At 62.6% G+C, this 10,364-nt stretch carries 8 protein-coding genes; 2 read left to right on the forward strand and 6 right to left on the reverse strand.

Annotated features, from left to right (window positions below; all coding sequences use genetic code 11):
* The first annotated feature begins 145 nt into the window (after positions 1 to 145).
* Positions 146 to 1,534 carry a Do family serine endopeptidase gene (locus tag B2Z70_RS14875; RefSeq protein WP_009801107.1) on the forward strand — a complete coding sequence of 463 codons (1,389 nt, stop codon included), beginning with the start codon at positions 146 to 148 and terminating at the stop codon, positions 1,532 to 1,534.
* Here the strand turns inward: B2Z70_RS14875 and B2Z70_RS14880 are convergent.
* A complete protein-coding gene (locus B2Z70_RS14880) occupies positions 1,531 to 1,926 on the reverse strand; it encodes a hypothetical protein (protein WP_292984337.1) in 396 nt (131 codons plus the stop codon). The genes B2Z70_RS14875 and B2Z70_RS14880 overlap by 4 nt on opposite strands.
* Before the next feature lie 99 nt (positions 1,927 to 2,025).
* The gene (purD, locus tag B2Z70_RS14885) at positions 2,026 to 3,318 is read right to left on the reverse strand and encodes a phosphoribosylamine--glycine ligase (protein ID WP_292984339.1); all 1,293 of its coding nucleotides are present in this window, start codon (positions 3,316 to 3,318) and stop codon (positions 2,026 to 2,028) included.
* Between the two features lie 128 nt (positions 3,319 to 3,446).
* Here purD and xseA point away from each other — a divergent pair, with 128 nt between their 5' ends.
* Entirely contained in the window at positions 3,447 to 4,901 is a 1,455-nt protein-coding gene (gene xseA / locus B2Z70_RS14890) for an exodeoxyribonuclease VII large subunit (RefSeq protein ID WP_292984341.1), read from the forward strand.
* Here the strand turns inward: xseA and B2Z70_RS14895 are convergent.
* The 4 genes from B2Z70_RS14895 to uvrC form a co-directional block, all read right to left on the reverse strand.
* Positions 4,898 to 6,301 (reverse strand): globin-coupled sensor protein, encoded by a 1,404-nt coding sequence (locus tag B2Z70_RS14895; protein ID WP_292984343.1) that lies wholly within the window; start codon positions 6,299 to 6,301, stop codon positions 4,898 to 4,900. The two genes, xseA and B2Z70_RS14895, sit on opposite strands and share 4 nt — an antisense overlap.
* Before the next feature lie 106 nt (positions 6,302 to 6,407).
* Positions 6,408 to 7,766 carry a globin-coupled sensor protein gene (locus B2Z70_RS14900; RefSeq protein WP_009801102.1) on the reverse strand — a complete coding sequence of 453 codons (1,359 nt, stop codon included), beginning with the start codon at positions 7,764 to 7,766 and terminating at the stop codon, positions 6,408 to 6,410.
* Between the two features lie 99 nt (positions 7,767 to 7,865).
* The gene (locus B2Z70_RS14905; protein WP_292984346.1) at positions 7,866 to 8,447 is read right to left on the reverse strand and encodes a CDP-alcohol phosphatidyltransferase family protein; all 582 of its coding nucleotides are present in this window, start codon (positions 8,445 to 8,447) and stop codon (positions 7,866 to 7,868) included.
* Positions 8,440 to 10,350, reverse strand: coding sequence for an excinuclease ABC subunit UvrC (gene uvrC / locus B2Z70_RS14910; RefSeq protein WP_292984348.1), 1,911 nt, complete (start codon positions 10,348 to 10,350; stop codon positions 8,440 to 8,442). The genes B2Z70_RS14905 and uvrC overlap by 8 nt, the downstream gene beginning before the upstream one ends.
* Positions 10,351 to 10,364: the final 14 nt, after the last annotated feature.

Below are 10,364 nucleotides of genomic sequence, written 5' to 3' on the forward strand. Positions count from 1 at the left end.
GGGCAGTATATCCCGTTTGAGAGCGAACGCCGCGACGATCTTGCGAAACCGTAATCGCTCAGCCCCTGTTCAGGCCGCTTGCCTGATCTTACATCGGCCTATCACTATTTTCGTGTTTGCTGGCTTAGCCCGAGGAGATTGCTCCATGATCCGAACCCTGTCGCTTGCGCTGTTGACCAGTGTGGCCCTTGTCGCTCCGGGAGCGGCGCAGGAGCGGGCGGTCCCTGAAACACAGGCTCAGGTTCAGCTCTCCTTCGCCCCTGTTGTGCGGGAGGCGGCGCCGGCTGTGGTGAATGTCTATTCGCGTCGCGTGATTGCTCAACGCACCCCATTCGCAGGCGATCCCTTTTTTGAGCGTTTTTTCGGACCGCAGGTGCGAGAGCGCGAGGTGAACTCGCTGGGCTCCGGCGTGATCGTGGATTCCACCGGCGTCATCGTCACCAACAATCACGTCGTGCAGGGCGCACAGGATCTGCGCGTCGTCCTGTCCGACCGGCGCGAGTTCGAGGCGGAGCTGCTCCTGGCGGATGAGCGCACCGATCTCGCAGTTCTGAAAATCGACACGAACGAAGCACTGCCGGTCCTGCCGTTCGATGAGGCGGGCGACAGCGAGGTGGGCGATCTGGTGCTGGCCATCGGCAATCCGTTTGGCGTGGGCCAGACCGTCACCTCCGGCATTGTGTCGGCGTTGGCCCGAACCGATGTCGGCATTTCAGACTATGCCTTCTTCATCCAGACCGATGCAGCCGTGAACCCGGGCAATTCCGGCGGCGCGCTTGTGGATATGGACGGACAGCTGATCGGCGTGAACACGGCGATCTTTTCGCGCTCGGGCGGATCAAACGGCATCGGCTTCGCCATTCCGTCTGAAATGGTGCGCACGGTCGTCGAGGCCGCGCTTCAGGATGGCGAGATCATCCGCCCCTGGCTGGGGGCGCGCCTGCAGCCGGTCACCCAGGACCTGGCGAGCTCCCTGGGGCTGGACCGCCCGCGTGGAGCGATTGTCGCCGATATCTGGCAGGGCGGGGCCGCGGACCGGGCCGGTCTCCAGCAGGGGGATGTGGTGGTGGCCGTTGATGGCGTGGAAGTGAATGATGAGGTGGGCGCCCGTTTCCGCTTCGCCACGCGCATGATTGGCGACACTGCAGAGCTTTCGGTTCTGAGGGACGGGCGTGAGCGTGTCTTGCGCGTGGATGCGGAACCTGCGCCAGGCGCGATTGAGGGCGCGCGCATGGAGATCACGGGCGAGAACCCGCTTCATGGCGCCGAGCTGGTTCAGCTCAGCCCGGCCTTCAACGAAGAGAACGGCATCGACCCCTTCATGAACGGGGTTCTGGTGTCTTCGGTCGCGCGCCGCTCCGCCGCCGCCTATTTCGGTTTCCAGCCCGGCGACCGCATCCTGTCCATCCAGGATGAGCGTGTGGATAATCTGGTCGATCTCAACCGCATTCTGCGAGAGAAAGAGGGCGCGGACAGCTGGCCGATGGAAATCGAACGGCGGGGCGAACGATTCTCACGGACGCTGTCTCTCTAACCGGTCTGCTTGCGTTCGGATATCGCGAGGTCCCAGTCCAGCCAGGACTTGGCCTCGTCGATGTCGCGAAATTGCGCGATCAGCCGGTGATTCAGACTGATTGTCGTGTCGATCAGGGTGTATTCCAGCTCCTGGCGCTCGGAGGCGGGGTCGTAAACGACCGCAATCCGCCCCGACCCGCCGCTCAGGCAGGCGGAAATAGCACGCCCGAACGCGATCGCGTCAGCCTCGTCTAGATGCGACTTTGAGAGGCCTGGCAGGACAAGCAGGCGAATGCGGTTGCAATAGGGGCAGGTCTGCATGAATTGCAGGAAGCGTTGAGCGGCCTCAGCCGTGAAGGCGTCCCCCACATCAAGTATGACCCGACCCTGTCCTTCTTCGAGAATGCGCATGAGGCGTCCAGTGAGTTATAAAGGCATAACCACACTGTAAGTAGGTTCGTTCGGAGCCGTTACAAGACTGTCACAAAAAAAGAGTGTGCGCGGTCCGCATCAATCTCGCGCCAGGGCGCGCCAGGCGATGTCGCGGCGGCAGACGCCCTCGGGCCAGTCGATCATGTCCACCGCGGTGTAGCAGCGCTCCACGGCCTGTTTGAGGTCATCGCCGACAGCGGTGACGTTCAGCACCCGACCGCCATTGGCCACAAGCTCGCCGGCTTCATTGGTCCCGGTCCCGGCGTGGAAAATGGTGACGCCTTCGACCTCTCCGGCCTCCTTGACGTTCGAGATGACCGAGCCCTTGTGGTAATGGCCCGGATAGCCCCGGGTCGCCATCACGACGGTGGCTGACGGACGGGCCTGGTCCACAGTTGGCAGCAATTGTGCGAAATCCCGCGCTGGCATGCCGCCCGTGGCGCAAGCCAGCAGCACGGGCACGATATCGTCGAGCATGGACGCCATGAGCACCTGACATTCAGGGTCGCCAAAACGCACATTGAACTCGACGACTTTCGGCCCCTCCGAGGTCATCATGAGGCCTATGTAAAGAACGCCCTGATAGGGATGGCCGGCCTCATTCAGGCCATTGATCATCGGCGCGGCGATCTTTTCATCCACCTCGGCCATGAGCGCAGGCGTCATCACGGGAGCGGGACAATAGGCGCCCATGCCGCCGGTGTTGGGACCTTCGTCATTGTCCAGAAGCCGCTTGTGATCCTGGCAGGCGGGCAGGGTGATGCGGTTCACCCCGTCGGTGAGGACGAAGACGCTGGCCTCCTCGCCATGCATGAATTCTTCAATGACCAGTTCTGCGGAAGCATCGCCGAACTTACCCGACAGCATCTCCTCGGCTTCCGCCTTGGCCTCGTCCAGGGTCGGGGCGATGACGACGCCCTTGCCTGCGGCCAGACCGTCCGCCTTGAGCACATAGGGCGCCTCCAGCGTGTCGAGAAACGCCTTGGCCTTGTCGACCTCGGTGAAGCGGCCATAGCGGGCGGTCGGCACGCCCAGCTTGGCCATCAGATCCTTGGAGAAGCCCTTGGAGGCTTCAAGCTGGGCCGGCTCCCTGTTCGGGCCGAACACGTCAAAGCCGCGTGCGCGCAAACGGTCCGCGGCGCCGAGCGCGAGGGGGACTTCAGGACCAATGACGATGAGATCGGGTTCGAGCTGCAGGACGAGCTGTTCGAGCTTCTCCACATCATCAGGCTGCACGTCGAAGCAGGGACCGAACTGGTCCATGGCCGGCGAGCCGGGCGCAGACCAGATGGTGTCCACCAGCGGGCTTTGGGAAATCTTCCAGGCAAGGGCATGCTCGCGGCCGCCCGATCCGATGATGAGAATGTTCATGGTCCGCCCTTGTGGTCCTGAAAGCGAGAAGTCAGAAGGTCTGCGACAGCTGAATGGCCCCGACGGGCGCGCAGGTCAACGGCGCCTGAGCGGTACACGCAATCCGAATCCGCGGCTAGGGTGACGGGATGACAGACGCCAGCGCTTCCAACACGCCCGAATATACGGTTTCCGAACTCTCCAACGCTCTCAAGCGGACGGTCGAGCAGGCCTATGACCATGTGCGTGTGAGGGGGGAGCTGGGCCGCGTGACCGTCGCCAAGTCCGGCCATGTCTATCTCGACATGAAGGACGACAAGGCGGTCATAGACGGGGTGATGTGGAAAGGCGTCGCCGCTCATCTCAATTTCCGGCCAGAGGAAGGGTTGGAGGTGATCGCCGAGGGGCGTCTGTCGACCTTCCCCGGGCGCTCGAAATACCAGATGATCATCGAGCGGATGGAGCCGGCGGGCGAAGGAGCGCTTATGGCGCTTCTGGAAGCGCGCAAGAAGGCGCTCGCGGCCGAAGGCCTGTTCTCTCCTGATGGAAAGCGCGCACTGCCCTTCCTACCGCGCGTGATCGGGGTCGTGACCTCTCCGACAGGGGCGGTGATCCGCGATATTCTGCATCGTCTGGAAGACCGCTTCCCGGTCCATGTTCTGCTCTGGCCCGTCCTGGTGCAGGGCGAGAAGGCGGCGGATCAGATCGCCCATGCGATCGAGGGTTTCAACGCGATTGAGCCGGGCGGGCCAGTGCCAGTTCCCGACGTTCTGATTGTGGCGCGAGGCGGCGGTTCGATCGAGGATTTGTGGTGCTTCAACGAAGAGCGCGTCGTGCGCGCCGCCGCTGCCTCTCGCATTCCGCTGATTTCAGCGGTTGGGCATGAAACCGACACCACGCTGATCGATTACGCCTCGGACCGTCGCGCGCCCACGCCGACAGGCGCGGCCGAGATCGCCGTGCCGGTCCGGCGCGAACTGGTTGAACGCATCTCCACAACCACCGCCCGGCTGATGAGCGCCCTGGTGCGCGGTCTTGATCGCAAGGCGGCGGATCTGAAATCCGCTTCTCGCGGCCTGCCCAGCCCTCGGGCCACACTCAATGAGAACAACCAAAAGCTCGACTTCATCGCCAGCCGGCTCAATGGCGCGGCTCAGTCGGGTCTGGAGCGCAAGCAGACCCGATTGCAGGCGGCGGCGCTCCAGATGCGGCCCACGGCCCTCAGGCGCGATCTGGCGATCAAGGGCGATCGATTCCAGCAGTCCGGCGCCCGGCTGGAACAGGCGTTTCGCCGGGAACTCGGTGATCAGGCCCGGACGCTCGGATCTCTGGGCGCGCGACTCGAGGCGCTCTCGCACAAATCGGTGCTCAGGCGCGGGTTTGCTCTGGTGAAGGATGAGTCCGGCGCGCTGGTGCGCCAGGGCGCGGCCTTGACCTCCGGTCAGGCGGTGACGCTGGTATTTGAGGACACGACGAGGGGGGCCATCGTTGACGGCGCATCTTCGGCCTCGCCCTCCAGCGCTCCTGAGCCTGCTGCGCGTCCAAAATCCGCGACGACATCCCGAAAGAAACCGTCCAGTCCGGATCAGGGCAGCCTGTTCTAGGCGGCGTTCAGCTTGGCCAGGAATTCGGTCATGTCGCTCTGGAGCTGGCTGGCCAGCCTTCCAAGCGAATCAGAGGCCTGAACGACGGAGTGCGCCGCCGTACTGGTCTCCTCGGCGCCAGTCTGGACCAGCAGGATCTCCTCGGACACCGAACCGGCGCTTCGGGCTGTCTGATCCGTGGTGCGGCTGATTTCGGCTGTGGCTGCGCTTTGTTCTTCCACGGCGCTTGAAATGGTGGTGCTCACCTCATTGACCTGCTGGATCGAGCGGGTGACGGCCTGGATGGCGCTCACAGCCCGCGCGACCACGCTCTGGATATGGGAAACTTGCTGTGAAATCTGGTCGGTGGCCTGGGCGGTCTGGCTTGCCAGCGCCTTGACCTCGCTTGCGACGACGGCGAAACCCTTGCCCGCTTCACCGGCGCGCGCAGCCTCGATGGTGGCGTTCAGCGCCAGAAGATTGGTCTGGTCAGCCACGGTTTCGATGAGCGAGATGATCTCACCGATCGTATCCGCCGCAGCGCTCAGCTGGGCCATGGTTTCGCTCGTCTCTTCGGCTTCCGCATGCGCGCCGCTGGCGGTTTCGGAGGACAGAGCCACATTCTGCGCGATCATCTGAATGGCGCCGTCGAGCTCGGATGCGGCCTGGGCCACCATTTGCGCTGTGACATTCGCCTCTTCTGCAGCGGCGGCGACGGTCTCCGAGCGGGACGAGGCCGATTGGGCGGTATGGGACATGGAGCGGGCTGTCTCGGAGAGTTCTGCAGCCGCGCTCGAGACGGTTCGGACGATCGTGGAGACAGAGCGCTCGAAATCGTTCGCCAGCCGTCGACGTTCGGCGTCCCGGCGATTGCGCATATCCGCCTCGATCGTGCTCAGACACAGATCCATATCCAGGAAGGCCGCCTTGGTCAGCGCCTGGATATCGGCGTCGAGACGCTCGATGACGCCTCGGCGCATCAGTCCGGCTTCTTTCAGGCGCAGGCGATTGAGTGCGCACAGCACGCCGCTGATCACTTTCTGGTAGGCGGCGAAATACCAGCGCTGCTCCAGTTCAAGGCGGGCGTGGGTCATCCCGATCCTGGAGACCGAAGTCACGTAGTCCTGAGCAAAACGGGCCGAGCAGATTTCCATCCAGTGCTCGAACTGCTTCTGCTGCGCATGGCGGCGAATGGCGTCAGTGGGAAAGAAAGCTGCGGTTGCAGGCGTGTCGAGGACATCGGCATAGAACTGGTCCAGCACGCCCGGCAGTATCTGCTCGATAAAGGGTTTCAGCCGGCGCAGAGATTCACGGTCCGACTCTGAAAAGTCGAGAAATTCCAAGCGGGAACCCAAGTCGGCTCGAATTCTGGCGGAGGCTTCGGCCACATCCGCAGAGAAGGAGTCAGACACTTCGCTCATATCATTAGTACCCGATGCAAGTTGCGCCAGAGTGCTCCGAATAACGTTATTATACAATAACTTGGAACTACATCTCTATTGTGGCGTCCTGCATAGGGTCTGAGGTTTAAGCGGCCCTTAACCGGGCAAGGAAGTCGGCCACATCCGAGCGGAGCTTGGCGGCCTGTTGGCCCAGTTCATCAGAAGACCGCACCAAACCTTTGGCGGACGTCGCCGTGCTCTGCACGCTGTTGAGCACGCCAGCGATGGTCTGGGACACAGACCCCGAGCTTTGGGCGGTCTGTTCCGTGTTCCGGCTGATCTCGGCGGTTGCCGCGTTCTGTTCTTCCACGGCGGCGGAAATCGAGGTGGAGACGCCATTGACCCGTTCAACCGACCGCGCCACGTCTTCAATGGCTTCGACCGCGCTTTTCACAACCGTCTGTATGTTGTTGATCTGTTGGGAGATTTCGTCAGTCGCTTTGGCGGTTTGTCCGGCCAGTGACTTCACCTCGCTGGCCACGACGGCGAAGCCCTTGCCGGCGTCGCCAGCGCGCGCCGCTTCGATCGTGGCGTTCAGCGCCAGCAGATTGGTCTGTTCGGCCACGCCCTCGATCAGGGTGATGATCTCACCAATTTTCTGAGCGGCTTCATCCAGCGTATTCATGGTGACGCGTGTGCGTTCCGCCTGTTGGGCGGCCTGCGAGGATCCGGAGGCCGCTTCGCCTGCGCTGGCTGAAATCTCCTGGATGGCCTTGGTCAGTTCCGATGACGCGCCCGCAACGCTTTGTGCGGTCGCGGTGGCTTCCTCTGCAGCCGCGGCGACGGTGGAGGCCTGCTGGGATGAGGTTTCCGCGTCTCTCGCCATGGAGCGCGCGCTTTCCGCCAGATCGGTCGAGGTCTTGGCGAGTGTGTCTGAAATCGCTCCGATCTGGCCTTCCATTTCGGTGGCCAGCTGATCGAAGATCGCCAGACGCTCTTCGTTCTGACGCTCATAGATCACGGTCAGCACCAGCTCCATGTCGAGCATGACAGCCTTGACCAGAACCGAGACCCGTTGACGCGCGGCTTCGGAATGGCGTTTCCAGTTGATGGGTGAGCCTTTCTTGCGCTGATCGTTCAGCACGGCTTCGATCAGTCCCATCATCAGGAAGTTGTAGGCGCCGAAATACCATTGCGGCTGGAGTTTCAGTCGGGCGTGCGCGTCGCCGATGGCGGTGACGGAGCGGGTGTACTCGTCATCGAACTTGGCGTCCGCGATTTTCATCCAGTGTTCGAGTTGCTTGTCGCGAGCATGTTTGACGCCAGCATCACCGCCGAACATGCCGTAGATTTCCGGCCAGCCCTTCAGATGCTCGTAAAAAGCGTCCAGGGTGGCGGGAAATTCCCGGGCGATGACAGGTTTGAGTTCTCGAAGCAGCTCGCGTTCCTGCTCCTTGATCTTCATGAAGGCGATGCGCGTTTTATAATCGATCGAGAACGACATGGTGACCTGCGGGATAGCTGTTAAGCGTCGAAATTGAGCACGTTCACACACTCGATTCAGTCTGGTTAACAGGTCATTTCGCGTCTGCGTTGTGCGGCGTCAGTTCTTGAAGGCCGCCAGCACATAGGGACGCGCCGACCAGACCGTCAGCAGCGCCAGAAACCAGACCGCCCCAACCCAGTAATGATACCACAGGGCGAGGTCGGTCATGCCGATCATCACCAGAACGAAGGGCGCGGCGGTAATCACCATCTGAAGCGCGGTCTTGATCTTGGCGGTCGAGGTTACGGTCAGAGCGCCTTTGGAGGGGAGGATAAAACGTAGGGCTGTAATGGCGGCGTCCCGCCCGATGATCGCGATGACGGGCAAGACGAGATAGGCGTCAAAACCGCTAATGACGCAGTAGGCGATCAGATACCCGCCCACCAGCACCTTGTCGGCGATGGGGTCGAGCAGGGCGCCGAGGGCGCTCTGCGCGCCCATGGCCCGCGCGAGCCATCCATCGAGCCAGTCCGTGAGGGCCGCGACCACGAAGACTGCTGCGGCAATCAGCCCCAGTCGGACCGCGTCTGATTCCAGCATCGCCAGCGAACTTTGCACCAGCACCCAGCCGCCAATCACGCCCGCCAGGGCGCGTCCGATGGTGAGGATGTTGGGCAGCTGTCGCAGGACGCTATTCATGGAAATGCTCATAGATCTTCCGGGCGAGGGCTCTGGAGACGCCCTCAACGGCTTCGAGATCCGCCAGATTGGCGCGGGAGACGGCCTTGGCAGAGCCGAAATGCTTCAGAAGCGCGCTCTTGCGCGTGGCGCCAACGCCGTCGATCTCGTCGAGCGGATTTTCGCGTATCTGTTTGGCGCGCTTGGCCCGGTGGCCGGTGATGGCGAAGCGGTGCGCCTCGTCACGGATGCGTTGAAGGTAATACAGCACCGGATCATTCATGGGCAGGCGGATGGGCGGCTTGCCGGGCATGTAGAAGACTTCCCGGCCCGCATCCCGGTCCGGGCCCTTGGCCACGGCGGCGACGGCGACATCATCCACCCCGAGCTCTTCCATGACCTCCATGACCGATGAAAGCTGGCCCTTGCCGCCATCGATCAGGATAAGATCGGGTACAGGAACGCCGTCCTCGCGTTCCTTCTGAAGCCGGGTGAACCGGCGCCGGATCATCGCCTGCATCATGGCGAAGTCGTCATTGGTCGCCGCGTCATCGCCTTTCATGTTGAAGCGGCGATAGCTCTGCTTATCGAACCCTTCAGGGCCCGCCACGATCATCGCGCCGAGCGCATTCGTGCCCTGGATGTGGGAGTTGTCATAGACTTCGATCCGCTCCGGTCGCTCTTCCAGACCAAAGACCCGCGCCACGCCGTCCAGCAGTTGCGCCTGGGAGCGGCTTTCCGCCAGATTGCGGCCCAGCGCTTCCTTGGCGTTGCGTTCGGCCGCTTCCACGAGCGCTTTCTTCGAGCCGCGCTTGGGGGTCCTGATCTCGACCGGATGACCGGCGCGCAGGGTCAGGGCTTCGGCCAGGAGCTCGGCCTGCTGCGGGTCAGAACTCGTGAGGATCAGGCGCGGCGCCGGCTTGTCGTCATAGAACTGGGCGATGAAGGCGGACAGAATCTCGTCCGGCGCCGCATCCTGTTCGTGCTTGGGATAGAGCGCGCGATTGCCCCAGTTCTGCCCGGCGCGGAAAAAGAAGATCTGCACACAGGTCTTCCCACCTTCCTGATGCAGGGCGATGACGTCGGCGTCCTCCACGCCGTCCGGATTGACGTCCTGCTGGCTTGTGACGGCGGCGATGGCGCGGATGCGGTCTCGCAGCTTGGCGGCGGTCTCAAAGTCGAGATTTTCAGAGGCCGCGGTCATCTCGTCCTGAAGCCGCTGGCGCAGGCTGTTTGACCGACCCGACAGAAAGTCCTTCGCCTCGCGCACCAGCTCGTCATAGTCGGCCGGGCTGACAAGATCGACGCAAGGCCCTGCGCAGCGCTTGATCTGATAGAGCATGCAGGGACGGGTCCGGCCCTCATAAACGCTGTCGGTGCAGGTTCTTATACCGAAAGCCTTCTGCAGCGTGTTCAGCGTGTTGTTGACCGCGCTGGGGCTGGCGAAGGGGCCGAAATAATCGCCCTTGGCCTTGCGCGCGCCACGATGCTTGGTCAGTTGCGCGCTTTCATGATCGCGGCGGATCAGGATGTAGGGAAAGCTCTTGTCATCACGCAGCAGGATGTTGAAGCGGGGCTTCAGGCGCTTGATGAGGTTTGCTTCAAGCAGCAGCGCTTCGGTCTCGGTGCGGGTGAGGACAAACTCCATCGACCGCGTCAGCGAGATCATCAGGGCGATGCGATTGGTGTGCCCGCCGGACTTGGCGTAGTTCGACACCCGGTTCTTGAGCTTCTTTGCCTTGCCCACATAGAGGACCTCGCCATCCTCGCCATACATGCGGTAGACGCCCGGCCCCTGGGACAGGTTCTTTACATAGTCGGCGATGATCTCCGGCCCGGTGCGATACTCCTTCGGCGCCGGCCTGGGGCCAGCGTCGGAGGCTTTGTCGAGCGGGGGCGCGTCGGGGCGGTTGGCTTTGACCATGGGCCTAAGATAGG

This window comes from Oceanicaulis sp. UBA6590, assembly GCF_002433705.1.
Lineage (GTDB): Bacteria > Pseudomonadota > Alphaproteobacteria > Caulobacterales > Maricaulaceae > Oceanicaulis.

Excerpts from the sequence above, each read along its gene's own strand:
- B2Z70_RS14875 (WP_009801107.1), top strand. The coding sequence starts at position 146 with ATGATCCGAACCCTGTCGCTTGCGCTGTTGACCAGTGTGGCCCTTGTC.
- B2Z70_RS14880 (WP_292984337.1), bottom strand. The coding sequence starts at position 1,926 with ATGCGCATTCTCGAAGAAGGACAGGGTCGGGTCATACTTGATGTGGGG.
- purD (WP_292984339.1), bottom strand. The coding sequence starts at position 3,318 with ATGAACATTCTCATCATCGGATCGGGCGGCCGCGAGCATGCCCTTGCC.
- xseA (WP_292984341.1), top strand. The coding sequence starts at position 3,447 with ATGACAGACGCCAGCGCTTCCAACACGCCCGAATATACGGTTTCCGAA.
- B2Z70_RS14895 (WP_292984343.1), bottom strand. The coding sequence starts at position 6,301 with ATGAGCGAAGTGTCTGACTCCTTCTCTGCGGATGTGGCCGAAGCCTCC.
- B2Z70_RS14900 (WP_009801102.1), bottom strand. The coding sequence starts at position 7,766 with ATGTCGTTCTCGATCGATTATAAAACGCGCATCGCCTTCATGAAGATC.
- B2Z70_RS14905 (WP_292984346.1), bottom strand. The coding sequence starts at position 8,447 with ATGAATAGCGTCCTGCGACAGCTGCCCAACATCCTCACCATCGGACGC.
- uvrC (WP_292984348.1), bottom strand. The coding sequence starts at position 10,350 with ATGGTCAAAGCCAACCGCCCCGACGCGCCCCCGCTCGACAAAGCCTCC.